This is a genomic window from Streptomyces lancefieldiae (assembly GCF_031845825.1).
Classification (GTDB): domain Bacteria; phylum Actinomycetota; class Actinomycetes; order Streptomycetales; family Streptomycetaceae; genus Streptomyces; species Streptomyces lancefieldiae.
This window is the reverse complement of sequence record NZ_JAVRFH010000016.1, coordinates 62,051-75,329: the sequence shown is the minus strand read 5'-3', so window position 1 is coordinate 75,329 and position 13,279 is coordinate 62,051. Positions and strand designations below refer to the sequence as shown.

10 protein-coding genes and 1 pseudogene are annotated in these 13,279 nt (G+C 69.6%); 7 read left to right on the top strand and 4 right to left on the bottom strand.

All coding sequences use genetic code 11. The features are described 5' to 3' along the window. The first annotated feature begins 640 nt into the window (after positions 1-640). A complete protein-coding gene (locus RM812_RS18285) occupies positions 641-982 on the top strand; it encodes a hypothetical protein (RefSeq protein WP_311573656.1) in 342 nt (113 codons plus the stop codon). 224 nt (positions 983-1,206) lie between these two features. Here the strand turns inward: RM812_RS18285 and RM812_RS43070 are convergent. The 3 genes and pseudogenes from RM812_RS43070 to RM812_RS18275 all read right to left on the bottom strand — a co-directional run. Beyond that, positions 1,207-1,344, bottom strand: a pseudogene (locus RM812_RS43070) (IS3-like element ISRhosp1 family transposase); the annotation flags it as partial. Positions 1,345-1,415: 71 nt separating this feature from the next. Further along, a complete protein-coding gene (locus RM812_RS18280) occupies positions 1,416-2,312 on the bottom strand; it encodes a glycosyl hydrolase (RefSeq protein WP_311573654.1) in 897 nt (298 codons plus the stop codon). Positions 2,313-2,822: 510 nt separating this feature from the next. Further along, the gene (locus tag RM812_RS18275) at positions 2,823-4,088 is read right to left on the bottom strand and encodes an ROK family transcriptional regulator (RefSeq protein ID WP_311573652.1); all 1,266 of its coding nucleotides are present in this window, start codon (positions 4,086-4,088) and stop codon (positions 2,823-2,825) included. 360 nt (positions 4,089-4,448) lie between these two features. Here RM812_RS18275 and RM812_RS18270 point away from each other — a divergent pair, with 360 nt between their 5' ends. From RM812_RS18270 to RM812_RS18245, 6 genes are all read left to right on the top strand, one after another. Further along, on the top strand, positions 4,449-6,128 hold the full coding sequence (locus RM812_RS18270) for an ABC transporter substrate-binding protein (RefSeq protein ID WP_311573650.1): 1,680 nt from the start codon (positions 4,449-4,451) through the stop codon (positions 6,126-6,128). A gap of 58 nt (positions 6,129-6,186) precedes the next feature. Beyond that, positions 6,187-7,176: an ABC transporter permease gene (locus RM812_RS18265; RefSeq protein WP_311573647.1), complete on the top strand. Its 990-nt coding sequence runs from the start codon at positions 6,187-6,189 to the stop codon at positions 7,174-7,176. Between the two features lie 15 nt (positions 7,177-7,191). Next, positions 7,192-8,190, top strand: a complete 999-nt coding sequence (locus RM812_RS18260) for an ABC transporter permease (RefSeq protein WP_311573645.1) — start codon at positions 7,192-7,194, stop codon at positions 8,188-8,190. Continuing rightward, positions 8,187-9,158, top strand: coding sequence for an ABC transporter ATP-binding protein (locus RM812_RS18255; RefSeq protein WP_311573643.1), 972 nt, complete (start codon positions 8,187-8,189; stop codon positions 9,156-9,158). Before RM812_RS18260 ends, RM812_RS18255 begins: the two co-directional genes overlap by 4 nt. Continuing rightward, complete coding sequence (locus RM812_RS18250) at positions 9,155-10,060, top strand: ABC transporter ATP-binding protein (RefSeq protein WP_311573641.1); 906 nt, start codon at positions 9,155-9,157, stop codon at positions 10,058-10,060. Before RM812_RS18255 ends, RM812_RS18250 begins: the two co-directional genes overlap by 4 nt. A 158-nt stretch (positions 10,061-10,218) precedes the next feature. Continuing rightward, positions 10,219-10,494 carry a hypothetical protein gene (locus RM812_RS18245; protein ID WP_311573639.1) on the top strand — a complete coding sequence of 92 codons (276 nt, stop codon included), beginning with the start codon at positions 10,219-10,221 and terminating at the stop codon, positions 10,492-10,494. A 472-nt stretch (positions 10,495-10,966) separates the two neighbouring features. Here RM812_RS18245 and RM812_RS18240 read toward each other — a convergent pair whose 3' ends face one another. Beyond that, the gene (locus tag RM812_RS18240; protein WP_311573637.1) at positions 10,967-13,150 is read right to left on the bottom strand and encodes an alpha-galactosidase; all 2,184 of its coding nucleotides are present in this window, start codon (positions 13,148-13,150) and stop codon (positions 10,967-10,969) included. Positions 13,151-13,279 lie beyond the last annotated feature (129 nt).

The following is a 13,279-nucleotide window of genomic DNA, read 5'->3' as shown; positions in this document are numbered from 1 at the left end:
ACGCTGACGTCCGACTGCTGCTCATCGCGGGCTCCGACGACGATGTCCCCGCGGGCGCGTTCGGTGAGGCGATGCACGTCCCCGCCGGGACACTCGTCGCGGAACGGCCGTGGGGCTCCGGGCGCTCGCGTCACCCCCGCTGGTCGAGTTCGTGCAGGAACCCGTACCGTCCACGGGCGTAGGCGGCTGGCGAACCGGCCCCTCGCTCGCTGGTTGCACCGTGCTGGAACGCCGTGAAGGCCGGCTTCCGCGCACGGGTACGCCTGGACTACTCGGCCAAAGTCGCCCGGACCCGACAGCCGCGGCGGTGGACGACTTCCACCAGGCGGGTCGGCCCGGGGCCCAGCACCTCAAGGCGGGCCACAGGGCGGGCGGTGCTGTGACGGCACATCAGTACCGCCGGTCCGATCCTGGTTCGTAGTTTTCTGCCCTACTGCGGCATTTGAGTGCGCCTGGGTGAAGTTCTGGCTCGGTGCTGCTCTTTCACACCGGTGCGTCACGCTTTCGGGGCACGGACGGGGCGTGTGGAGGACTGGGACCGTTGACCTTCGAGTGACTATCCCGACTCGGCCCCCGCGGACGCCCGTGCGGATGGAGCCGAGCCGTGCTGCCAACCAACGTCACCGGAAAGGAAGATTTCATGCGCTCACTGAGGACCCGGATGGCCGGTGTCTGCGCGGCCGTCGCGTTCACCGGACTGCTCGCCGGCACCACGGTCGCGGTCACCGCACCCACGGCCGCTGCTGCCGCCGTGGACTACGACTGCGACGACGAGCCCGTACCGTCCCCCGCTGACCCCGAGCCGGGGCAGTCGGTGACCCTCTATGCCGACCAGTGCCACCGCGTACCGGGCGACCCGGGCGAGGACGTGCTCGTCTTCTCCGAGTACTACGACGCGTACTGGCGGTGCGAGCGCGTCGAGGAACGGGGCGGTCCCGGAACGATCACCGGCTACGACTGCGTCCGGGACGACGAGAACTGAGCAGGGCAGGCGGGCAGGGCTGCCACGCTCCCCTCGTGCGGGGGCAGCCCTGCCGCGCTGAGCCACTGAGGCGCTGAGAGTTGACATGCTGGACTGGTACATCCCCAGTACCCCGAATCCGTCCACTGGCAGATCGGCGGCAACCGGGCCAGTTCCTCAACCAGCCTCTCCGCGCTCTGCTCACCGTCGCCCTGCGCGCGGCCCGCGTGCTCGTCGGACTGGCACACCCAGCTCCGCAGCGTTTTGCCGGTAACCCCGACATCTGCCGCGACTGCCGCGTACGTGCGCTTCCCACCCGACGTGCGGCACAGCGGGACAGCGTCGTTACTGAACTCCGCCGGATACGGAGACTTACGTCCCACCAGGACACCGTCCCTCGGATCTGCAGATCCACTGCCAGAGTGTCCGCGTCATGGGGGAATTGGCCCGATGGTCAGTTCAGGTCCGGCACCTCGTCTCGGGTGATGACGTAGTCGTGGTGGTAGACCTTGGCCAAGTGGTCCACGGAGTTGCTCACCGTGAGGTGCTCGACATTCCAGGTGTTGAACAGGACCCAGTGGGCATCGGCCTGTTGGAGCTGGTCGGGGTCGGGGATGGGTCCGTTCTCGTGCAGGGCGACGGGAACGGCCGAGCCGACCACGCCGGCTGTCGCGTCGTACATCGCCTTCAGGGGGTCGTAGTTCCCGTCGCCGGCGTACGTGTCGGCGCCGGCGAGGTCGGCGTAGTGCTTGCCGGGGTAGAAGGATGCGGACGCGGCCGGTTCGCCGTTGAATCCGCAGAGCCAGACGGCGTTGTCGACCCCTTTGGTCTTCGTCATGTAGTCGAACGTGAACCGCCACAGCCGCCGGTACTGGGCCCCGCCTTCCTTGCTCCACCAGAACCAGGCTCCGCCGGCTTCGTGGAAGGGACGCCAGATGGCGGCCGTCCCTGCGTTCCTGAGCTTGTGCAGCTGTGCGGCGGCGCGGTCCAACCGCTCCAGGAAGGAGATGTTCTCGGCCGTGCCGGCGGTGAGCACCTTGTCGATCGAGACGGTCTGCTTGGAGCCGTCGTAGTCGTCCGAGAACGTGGGCGCGCCCATGTGATAACCGAACATCGGGATGCCTCCGGCCTGCCACCAGGCGATGGCCCGGTCGGTGGCGCCGGGCTCGTCGCAGATGTCGAGGCCGCGTATGGCGGGGTACCTGCCGGTGTGTTCGTGGATGTAGTTCATCTCGTAGTCGGGGCCGTCGATCCAGGTCGACTCCTGCTGCCCGGAGATGATGCGGTTGCCGTACTGGGCGGAGATGAACGACAGCAGTCTGGCTGCCTGGCGGGTGGCCCCTGCGGTCACGGGGGCGGCGGCTCGGCAGGGCTTCGGACGACGGTGGCGCGAGGCGGTGGGGAGGGAAGGTGCTGCGCCGGCCGGCACACCGGCGACTGCGGCGGAACCCGCGGCTGCGAGGGCGCCCACCGCCCCGCGGAGGGTGGCACGACGAGTGAAGTGTGCTGGAGACATGAGCGCTCCTGGAATCTGGGGAGTGGGAGGGAACCGTCCTGCGTCGCACGCGTATGTCGCGCAGGAGGAACAGGAACGGAGCAGGGGAAGCCCCGGGCGAACCGGATTCCTGGTCGGGGTCGCCGATGCGCCCTGACGTTAGGAGCGCGCCTGTCTCTTGGCAAGAGCGGTGACCGATTAAGTTTGGCTACTGACGAAAGTGACGGGAGCCGCTCTGCCTTATGGCGCGCGGTGGCCGTCAGCTGACTCTCGCAGGCAGCGGGCGTCCGGTTCAGGCTCGGGCGCCTGCTGACGCACGTCGCTGACTCCGCTGTGGGGTTGTGGAGCGAGCGCCCGGTGAGACGCTTACCGGTTACGGCGCCCCGCGGCCTTGGGCTCCGGATCCTTGGAGACGCTCGCCAAGGGAAGACTGCCCTGACGCAGGGGCACCAGTTCGGCCCGCAGCACCATGGTCGCCGCCCCTATGGCGGGAGCGGTGGCAGCCGAGTCCGAGAGGTGCGCGACCACGCGGTGCGCGGCGCGTGCGAAGAAGGCCCGGTCCAACTCCTCCTGCACCACGGGAAGATAAACCGACCCCGCGACGGCGAGGCTCGGCCCGGTGAGCACCAGCGCGTCCAGATCCATGACGTTGGCGAGTGCGCGGGCCGCGAGAGCGAGCCAGCGCGCGGATCGTTCCAACAGTTCACGGGCGCCGCGGTCACCGAACCGTGCGGCACGTGCCACTGCTGCGAAGTCGGACGCCACCGAGGGGCGCTGCCCGCCCGGCCCCTGGGTCAGGCCGGCCGCGCGGCTGACGTGTGCGTCGGCTCGCGCCTGCGTCACCACGGCGGCGGGTCCCGCGAGTGCTTCCGTGCAGCCCCGCCCTCCGCACCAGCAGTCGGGGCCGTCCGCGTCGAGGCACATGTGGCCGATCTCGCCGGCGTTGCCGCTGCGGCCGCGGTAGACGACACCGTCGATCATCAGGCCGGCGCCGATACCGGTTCCCATGTAGACGGCGGCGAAGCTCGGTGTGCCGCGCACGACTCCGGACCAGTGTTCGCCGAGGGCCGCCGCGGTGGCGTCGTTCTCGAGGATGACGGGAAGGCCGGTGGCCTCCTCCAGTGCCTGGTCGAGCGGGAACTCTTCCCAGTGCCGCATGGTCGGGGGCGTCAGGCGCATGCCGCTGGCGGGAGTGAGCGGCCCGGGGGAGACCAGGCCGAGACCGAGGATCAGGTGCCGGCTGATCCCGACGCTTCGGATGAGTCTGTCCACCTCCTCGGCCACGCGGGCCACCACCACCGGCGGGTTGTCGGTGCCGACCCCGGCCCGGGACATCCGGGCCACGACCGACCCGGTCAGATCGGTGAGCGCGTAGGTGATGCCCGAGTGGTCGAGATGGACACCGATCGCGTAGCGGGCGCTCTCGTTCAGCGCCAGCAGGGTCCGTGGCTTGCCCCCCGTGGACTCGGAGCGGCCGACCTCGGTGACGAGCCCGTCGTCGATCAGGCGCCGCACCACGGTCGAGATCGTGGCGCCCGTGAAGCCCGTGGCCTCGATCAGTCGGACCCGGCTGATGGTGCCGGCCGCTCTGATGGCGTCCAGCACCGCGGCTCTGCTCGTCGCATGTGGCATGTCCTTTGCCGGCGCGCCCATCGGCATCCTCCCCGGCGCCCCGCGAAGCGCCGTACTCCGGCCGGAGATCCCGGCGCTGGACCAGTTTATTTGCAGGACGAACATAGCAACCGATGCGGGGCGTCGGCACAGGCCGGGGGAGAAGACGAGGCCTTCGGTGCGCTCGGAGAGGCGGGGCTGGGGCCCGAACGTGAGCTTCGCGTGTTCACGACGGGGTGTTGATTCCCGTCGATGTGTTGACTTTCTTTCTTCGTCAGCTTAACAATCTCGCCACACAAGTGTGGTTCCCAGGCCTTCACGAGGTGCCGAGGGAGCCCCGGCCGGCCGTCCGGTAAGGACCGCCTCGGGAGAGTGGCCAATATGTCCAGGATTCGCAGTGAGTCGCGTCGCGTCGGCATCGCGGGAGCCGTTGCCCTCGGCCTTGTCCTCACAGGATGCAGTGGCGGTGGAGGCACCGCAGGTGGTGGTTCCGACACGCTGGTCGCCTACACCGGCCAGGCAGGCGACTACCAGATCAACTTCAACCCGTACTCGCCGACCGCGATCGACGGTCCGGGCACCATCTTCGAGCCGTTGTTCTTCTACAACATCGCGCGCAAGGACAACCCGGCTCCGCGACTGGGCACCGCCTTCTCCTGGAACAAGCAGGGCACCGAGCTCTCGATCACCCTGCGTTCCGACGCCAAGTGGAGCGACGGGAAGAAGTTCACCGCGGACGATGTCGCCTTCACCCTCGACATGATCCGCAAGAACCCCGGCATGAACAGCACCGGGTACTCCGGCAGGGCGACGGTCGTCGACGCCACCCACGTGAAGATCACGTTCGACAAGCCGTCCTTCAGCGACGGCCCTCAGATCCTCGGCAAGTCCTGGATCGTCCCGAAGCACATATGGTCCAAGATCACCAAGCCGTCCGAGGACGTGATGAAGCAACCGGTGGGCACTGGACCGTACAAGCTGGCCGTGTTCAAGCCGCAGGCGTTCACGCTGGAGGCGAACCCGGACTACTACGGCGGGGCTCCCGCGCTGAAGAAGGTCCGCTTCGTCGCTCTCTCCGGCAATCAGTCCGGCGCCGACGCCCTCAAGTCCGGGCAGATCGACTGGCAGACGGGCCCCGTCCCCGACGTCAGGAACGTGTCGAAGAACTACCCGGGTTACAAGGCCATCACCGTGCCGATGAACCAGGCCGCTCTGTTCACCTGCGCCAACGCCGACCTCGGCTGCTCGGGACCGCAGACCGATCCCGCGGTGCGCAAGGCCGTCTACTACGCGATGGACCGCACCCAGCTCAACGCACTGGCCTTCGAGAACACCGCCAGCGAGATCTCCCCGGGCTTCGCCCTGCCCGAGCGCGACAGGACAGTGGTGTCGTCCAGGCTCACCGACCGGATCGCGCCGATGAACCCGCAGGCCGACAAGGCCGCGCGGCTGCTCCAGGACGCCGGCTACACCAAGGGGTCCGACGGCATCTACGCCAAGGGCGGCAAGAAGCTCGCCCTCACGGTGAAGGTCGTCTCCGGCTGGACCGACTACATCACCGCCGTCAACACGATCGCCGAGCAGCTGAAGAAGGCAGGCATCAAGCTCACCGCACAGCAGGTGTCGTGGAACGAGTGGTCCGACGCCCGAGGCCGCGGCCATTACCAGCTGCTGATCGACTCCCTGTCGCAGGGGCCCGCCCCCGATCCGTACTACCTCTACAGCTACTTCTTCTCCGCCAAGACCACGGCACGCGTGGGCCAGAGCGCCAACCCGAACTTCTCCCGGTTCAAGGACGCCGAGGTGGACGCGGCCCTGGACGCCCTGAAGGCGATTGACCCGCAGAACACCGCGGCCCGACAGCCGTACTACGACACGATCCAGACCGAGATCGAGAAGTCGATGCCGTACATCCCGCTGCTCACCGGCGGCACCACGAGCGAGTTCAACGCGAGCAAGTTCAGCGGCTGGCCCAGCGACGACAACCTCTACGCGTTCCCGGCCGTCTGGGGCCGTCCCGACAACTCGCAGGTCTTCCTGCACCTCAAGCCCGCCAAGTGAGGCACGCGCAAGTGACCAAGTCCGGCGCTCAGGAGCACATCATGATCGGCAGTGACCGATGAGGTACTACGCCCGCAAACTCGGTTTCTATCTCGTCGCCCTGTGGGCGGCCGTCACGCTCAACTTCTTCATCCCGCGGATGATGCCGGGCAACCCGGTGGACATCCTGATGGCGAAGCTGCAACAGCGCGGCGGGACGGTCGACCCGGCGGTACGCCGGTCCTACGAGCTTCTGCTGGGAGCCGACCACAGCGACTCGCTCGCGCAGCAGTACTTCTCCTACCTGAGCCATCTGCTCCATGGCGACCTCGGAGTCTCCGTCAGCGCCTACCCCGCCAAAGTGTCGGACGTGATCGGCCAGTCCCTGCCCTGGACCATCGTCCTCATCGGGATGGCGACACTGATCTCCTTCGCACTCGGTCTCGCGCTCGGGACGCTGGTGGGCTGGAAGCGAGGCACCTGGCTGGACTCGGTCATCCCAGGCACCACGGTGCTGGCGGCCGTGCCGTACTTCTGGCTCGCCCTGATCCTGGCGGCACTGCTGTCCTCCACGCTGCAGTGGTTCCCGCTGCTCGGCGGGTACGACGTGTCCCTCGCCATGGGGTGGAACTGGCCGTTCATCTCCTCGGCGATCTACCACGGCATCCTGCCCGCGCTCACGATCGTGATCTCCTCCGTGGGCGGCTGGCTCCTTGGGATGCGCAACATGATGGTGTCCACCGCGGCCGAGGACTACATGCTCACGGCACGCGCCAAGGGCCTGCGTAATCGTCGCATCATGATCCGCTACGCCGCCCGCAACGCGGCGCTTCCCTCGGTCGCGGGGTTCGCCACCTCCCTCGGCTTCGTGGTGTCCGGATCGGTGATGACCGAGCAGGTCTTCTCGTACCCCGGCATCGGCGGCCGGCTGCTGCAGGCCGTCGAGAACAACGACTACGCGCTCATGCAGGGCATCTTCCTCGTCATCACCGTCGCGGTCCTGGGCGCCAACCTGCTCGTGGATCTGCTCTACGGGCTGATCGATCCCCGTACCCGCGCGAGCAACTGACCGGAAGGACCATCCATGACGAGTGTCATTCCCCCCTCCAGCGGGCTGGAGGACCTGCCGCCGGGTGCCGGACCCGGCGCCGTGCCCGCACCCGCCCGGCGTACCGGTCGACGCGCCGTCCTGCCGACCTGGACACCGAAACTGGCCGTCGGCCTCGGCCTGGTGGTCGTCATCGCACTGTTCGGGCTGATCGGGCCGGTCTTCGCCGGCAACCCCGACACCATCCGCAACATCGGCCTGACCGGGCCGAGCGGTGACCACTGGCTCGGCACCACCCAGACCGGCCAGGACGTGCTCGACCAACTGACCCACGCCACCCGGGGATCCCTGCAGATCGGCCTCCTCGTCGGCGTCATGGCGACCGCCCTGTCCGCGGTGTTCGGGGTGATCGGCGGCTACGTCGGCGGGATCGTCGACGAGGCGTTCTCCTTGTTCTCCAACGTCGTGCTGGTCATCCCCGGCCTGCCGCTGGTCATCGTCATCTCCGGATTCGTCCCCGCGGACCAGCGTGGCTCGTGGACCATCGCGCTCGTGCTCACGGTCACCGGCTGGGCCGCCGCGGCGCGCGTGCTGCGTGCCCAGACCCTCTCACTGCGCAACCGTGACTACGTGTCGGCGGCACGCGTCGCAGGGGAGAAGCCCTGGCGGGTGATCTGTGTGGAGATCCTGCCCAATCTGCTGCCGGTGCTGGCCTCGCAGTTCGTCTTCTCGGTGATCGCCGCCGTCCTCAGTGAGGCGGGTCTGTCCTTCCTGGGCCTCGGCGCATCCAACTCCTCCACGCTCGGCACCATGCTGTACTTCGCACAGAACGGCTTCGCCCTCCAGCGCGAGGCGTGGTGGTGGTTCGTACCGCCGGGCGCGATCATCGCCGCCTTCGGATGCGGACTCGCCCTCGTCAACCTCAGCCTCGACGAGATCATCAACCCGCGGCTGCGCCGCCCCGGTCGCCGGCGCGCGGGCCGGGCCGCGTCCGTCACCAGCCGGAACGACGCCGTCAGGAGCACCGCCGTATGACCCCCAACCTGTCGTCGCACACCGCATCGGCCACCCAAGGACCCGCTCCGGCAGCGCTACTGACGGTGCGTGACCTGAACGTCGTGTACCAGAGCGCGTCACCCGTGCACGCCGTCAAGGACGTCTCCCTCACCCTGCGCCGGGGCGAGATCCTCGGCCTGGCCGGGGAGTCCGGCTGCGGCAAGAGCACCCTCGCCTACGCCATCAACCGGCTCCACGAATGGCCCGCCGAAGTCACCGCCGGATCGGTCATCTTCCACGACCGCGACGGACAGGACCTCGACCTGCTCGCCCTGCGCGCCGAGCAACTGCGCCGCTTCCGCTGGTCGAAGCTGTCCATGGTGTTCCAGGGCGCGATGAACGCCCTCAACCCCGTCACGTCCGTACGAGCACAGCTGGAGGACGTGCTCACCACGCACCGCCCCGGCATGTCCAAGCAGGATCGCAGGGCGCGCTGCGCGGAGGTCCTGGAACTCGTCGGTGTCGAGGCCCGCCGGATGGACTCGTATCCGCACGAGCTCTCCGGAGGTATGCGGCAGCGCGTCATGATCGCCATGGCGCTGCTGCTCGACCCCCAGGTCATGATCATGGACGAGCCGACCACCGCCCTCGATGTCCTGGTGCAGCGCGGCATCCTGCGAGAGATCCTCCGGCTGCGCGACGAACTCGGCTTCGCCGTCATCTTCATCACGCACGACTTGCCCCTGCTGCTCGAACTGAGCGACCGCATCGCCGTGATGCTGCGCGGCGAGATCGTCGAGTACGGGTCCGCAGAGACGATCCACCAGCAGCCGCAGCACCCCTACACCCGCCGGCTGCTGGACTCCTTCCCGAGCCTCACGGGAGAACGCGGAGCCTTCCTGCGTGACGGCGCGCCCGCCGCACCCGAGACCGTGCCGGACGCGGCACCTGTCGGCCCCCGCACCGCAGACGGCAACCACGTTCGTACCGACGGGAGTGTGCGATGACCACGCTGAAAGTACGCGAACTCGTCAAGGAGTTCACCCTCCGGTCCGGCCTGCGCCGCACCCGGCTGCGGGCCGTCCACAGGGTCGGCTTCTCCCTGGTGCCCGGCCGCACCGTCGCGCTGGTCGGGGCCTCCGGCTCGGGCAAGTCCACCGTCGCACGCATGATCGCCCGCCTCGAGAGGCCCACGTCCGGCTCCATCGCCGCCGTCGGCCCGGACGGGGCGACCGTGGACGACCGTCACTACCGCGACCATGTGCAGATGGTCTTCCAGGACCCGTTCGCCTCCCTCAACCCGTTCCACAGCGTCGAGCACCACTTGGCCCGTCCGTTGGTGCTGCACGGCCGGGCGAAGGGACGCGAACAGGTCCGTGAGCGGTCGGCGCAGCTTCTGGAGCGGGTGAACCTGCCCGTCGACCTGATGGACCGGCGTCCGCACGAGCTGTCGGGCGGCCAGCGCCAGCGCGTCGCCATCGCGCGTGCCCTCGCCCCCGGCGCCCAGGTGATCGTCGCGGACGAACCGGTCTCCATGCTGGACGTCTCCAGCCGTCTCGGCGTCCTCAACCTCCTGGCCAGGCTCCAGCACGAGGACGACCTCGCGGTCCTCTACATCACCCACGACCTGGCCACGGCCCGGCACTTCTCCGACAGCATCCTGGTCATGAACCGGGGCCGGATCGTGGAGCGGGGACCGGCCGACGACGTCATCCTCGACCCCCGGCATCCCTACACCCAGACCCTTGCCGCCGCCGCCCCGAACCCCGAACTGCGCGGCCGGCTGCGCTCGGCGGAGCCCGAACCGGAGGCGTCGTCCGGGCGCGACCACCTCACCTACGACCATGACGCGGGGCGCTGGGTGGACGTCGATGCCGAAGCGGCTGCCGATGCCGCCGCGGTGGTGTGAGGCTCGGAGAGCTCGAGCGCCCACCTGGCCTGGGCGGGCGGTGGCGTCACACTGACGCTCGGCATCGGCGGCGAACGGCCTGTCCGGCTGTTCTCGTTGCGTCCCGTGGACGCGCCTGTCGCTGCCCCGGTCATCGCCCGGCCACGGATGCCGCCCCTTTGGCCGGGGTACAGGTCCTCGGCGTGGGGCGTTTCCCCGGCAGCCACCGGCACGCCGACACGGCCGTCGGCGCCCGCCTGCGCTCCACGGGACACACCCGCAGCACGGCCGCCGACAGCGGCGCGGTACTGCGCCTGTCCCCGCACGGCCCGGTGAGTGGGCTGTCTGCCACCAGCGTCTTCCGCGCCACGGCGGAGGGTGCGGCGGTGCGCGTGAGGACCTATACAGAGGCCACGGGTGAGCGGCTCACGGTTCAGGCCGTCGCCTCGGCCTGAACCGGCGCCTTCCTCACCGACGCCGGGTTGGGAGTGGACGACTTCGGCCTCGTGCACGGCGTCAGCGACCGGTGCGCCGAAAGCCGTGGGCAGCGCACCCCGTTGCGGCGTGCCGGGCCGGCGGCGACGGATCCCGAGGCCCACCCCCACACCCCGCGCAACCGGTTCGCGCTGAACCTCACGCGGCTCTGGTCCACCGGCGAAACCTGCCGACCGGAGCACCGGTCGCACGGGACGGCTCCTGGTCACTGGCCTGGCAGGTCGAGCACAACGGGACCTGCCACCGGGAGGTCGTTGAGCGCCGCCACGGCGCCTGCGTCGCGATCCTCGGCCCCACCGACGCCGACTGAGCCGAGCGCAGGCGCCCACGGCCTGCGTGGTGCGGCTGCACCCCGGCTCGTAAGGCGGGGCGACGCGAAGGGTGGGGCCCACCGGCTCCTGGCCGGTGGGCCCCACTTGTACGTCATGAGGGCTACACGCGTGTCGCCCTCACCAGCACCAGCCGCTCCGGGTGCAGGGCCGGGGCCTGCAGCCCGGCCCGCTCCAGGACGGCGCCGGGCAGCTCGACGCCTTCCGCGGACCACCAGGGCAGGTGCAGGCCCCAGTGGTGCGCGTTGCCTTCCGGTACGTCGCCGGGCGCCTGTGGGCGGACCCGGTAGACGGCGTGCGGGTCGAGGCCGGGCAGCCGCACCGGGCCCGCGGGGTAGAGCTCGGACGTGCCGAGGGCGACCAGTGCGTAGAGGGCCTCGGATGCGTCCGCGGCGACCACCCCGTGCACCTGGAGGGCCGGATCGGCGTGGTCGGCGTGCACCGCCGTCCCCGAGTGCAGAAGCGGCCGCAGTTCCTTGTACAGGGCCACCCACTGCGCCAGGCGTTCCAGGTCCTCGGGCGCGGCGGTGGTCAGGTCCCATTCGATGCCGAAGTGGCCGAACAGGGCGGTGCCGGCCCGGAAGTCGAGCGGGTGGCTGCGGCCGGTGGTGTGGGACACGGGCGAGCCGACATGGGTGCCCATCAGCTCCAGTGGGACCAGGGCGTTGGTCCACCGCTGGATCTGCTGCCGCTCCAGGGCGTCGATGCAGTCCGACACCCACACGCGGTCCGTGCGCTGCAGAATGCCGAGGTCCACCCGGCCGCCGCCCGACGAGCAGGACTCGATCTCGACTCCCGGGTGCCGGGACCGCAGGTCGTCGAGGAGCCGGTAGACGGCCAGGGTCTGGTCGTGCACACCGGCCCGCCCGACCGGCTGGTGCCCGGCCTCGACGAGGTCGCGGTTGTGGTCCCACTTCAGATACGCGATCGGGTAGGCGGTCAGCAGGTCGTCCAGGCGCTCCAGGATGTACGCGTACGCCTCGGGCCTGGCCAGGTCCAGGACCTGTTGGTTGCGGGCGGCGCCGGGCAGACGGCCGCCGGTGGCCATGATCCAGTCAGGGTGGGCGCGGGCGAGGTCGGAGTCCTCGTTGATCATCTCCGGTTCCACCCAGAGCCCGAACTCCATGCCGAGCGTGGTGACGTGGTCCGCCAAGGGGCTCAGCCCCTTGGGCCAGACCTCGTCGGACACGTACCAGTCGCCGAGCGCCCGGCGGTCGTCGCGCCGCGCGCCGAACCAGCCGTCGTCCAGGACGAAGCGCTCCGCGCCCACCGCGGCCGCCGTGTCGGCGAGGCGCTTGAGCCGGTCCAGGTCCTGGTCGAAGTAGACCGCTTCCCAGGTGTTGACGACCACGGGCCGGGGTGAGGACGGATGGTGCGGGCGGGCCCGCAGATGGCGGTGGAAGCGGGCGGACACCTCGTCGAGACCGCGCCCGTACGCCGCGTACTGCCAGGGCGTGGTGTAGCCCTCGTCCCGGCCGAGCAGCACCTCGCCGGACAGCAGCAGTTCGCCGGAGCCGAGCAGGGAGACGGAGTGGAAGGTGCGTTCTGCGAAGGTGCGGTGGTTGCCGGACCACGCCGTGTGCACGGACCACACCTCGCCGGAGCGGTTGCCGAACCCCTCGGTGCCGGCCGTGAGCAGGTAGGCGGAGTCGAAACCGGTGCGGCCCGTACGGTTCTCGCGCACCCGCAGGCCCTGCGTGAAGGCAGTGCGCTGCGGGCTGCGTTCGCGCAGGTGGTGCCCGGTGAAGTCGAGCAGCTCCACGGCGACGGCCGGGACGGGCAGGGCCAGGTGGACCGAGTCCACGGCGAACACGCTGTCCGCGAGGTTGGTGACACGGGCGCGCTGGCGCACCAGACCTTCCCGTGTCAGCTCGATCGTCAGCGTCAGCGCGAGGGCCGCCGAAGCGTCCTGGGCTTGCACGACGAGGGTGCCGGGACGGTTACCGTCGTCCTGCTCGTCGACGGCGAGTTCGCTGCCAGTGACGCGGAAGGCGGTCGAGAAGTCCGCGCCGGCGCGGTGGCCCGTCAGGCCCGGGGTCCCCAGCCAGCCCGCCGAGTGCTCGGGCAGCACCGAGACCTCGACGGGGTGGTCGACGGAGAAGCCGACCGGCTGCCGCAGCGACGCCAGCCGCAAGGCGCGCAGGTGGGAGGGGGACAGGTCTCCCAGGTCGGCCCCCCAGTGGAGGACGCGTGGGAGGGTGTCTCCCGACAGGTCCAGAACCAACGCGGCGCCCGCGGCGCGCAGTTGGACCAGTACAGGCGCGGTGGTGAGGGAATCAGCTGACACAGTGGCGCTTCCTCGGAGTGGGATGTTCATGTGTCGTTGACTTAGTTAATTCAGCGACGTAACAATGCTCGGAGCCTAACGGCCCCGTCTGGAAGACACCAGAGTCCCGCGACGACGGATGTCCCGGCC

Bases quoted from the DNA above. Each gene is read 5' to 3' on its own strand.
- RM812_RS18285 (WP_311573656.1), top strand. From the start codon at position 641: ATGCGCTCACTGAGGACCCGGATGGCCGGTGTCTGCGCGGCCGTCGCG.
- RM812_RS18275 (WP_311573652.1), bottom strand. From the start codon at position 4,088: ATGCCACATGCGACGAGCAGAGCCGCGGTGCTGGACGCCATCAGAGCG.
- RM812_RS18270 (WP_311573650.1), top strand. From the start codon at position 4,449: ATGTCCAGGATTCGCAGTGAGTCGCGTCGCGTCGGCATCGCGGGAGCC.
- RM812_RS18265 (WP_311573647.1), top strand. From the start codon at position 6,187: ATGAGGTACTACGCCCGCAAACTCGGTTTCTATCTCGTCGCCCTGTGG.
- RM812_RS18260 (WP_311573645.1), top strand. From the start codon at position 7,192: ATGACGAGTGTCATTCCCCCCTCCAGCGGGCTGGAGGACCTGCCGCCG.
- RM812_RS18255 (WP_311573643.1), top strand. From the start codon at position 8,187: ATGACCCCCAACCTGTCGTCGCACACCGCATCGGCCACCCAAGGACCC.
- RM812_RS18250 (WP_311573641.1), top strand. From the start codon at position 9,155: ATGACCACGCTGAAAGTACGCGAACTCGTCAAGGAGTTCACCCTCCGG.